The following is a 251-nucleotide window of genomic DNA, read 5'->3' as shown; positions in this document are numbered from 1 at the left end:
ACCGCACAAAGAGCGTCTGGGGACTTTGCACGCCATCTGCTTGCAAATTTCCCGTCATATTTCACAAAAATGCTCGTGAATACATTAAGTATTCACTCCGTTTTTTGTTTCATCTGACGAAAAATTTGACGACGCATCTGTCGCACAATCTTTGTGCGGTATTGCCTTGGAAATTTAGGCGAAACCGAGATCAAAGTGCCGCAGGATCGAGACGGAACATTTGAGCCAAAGGTGGTAAAAAAGCGTCAAAA

The sequence above is a fragment of the Ruminococcus sp. OM06-36AC genome, from assembly GCF_003438725.1.
Taxonomy (GTDB): domain Bacteria; phylum Bacillota; class Clostridia; order Oscillospirales; family Ruminococcaceae; genus Ruminococcus_C; species Ruminococcus_C callidus.
Note: the sequence above shows the minus strand (reverse complement) of the source record.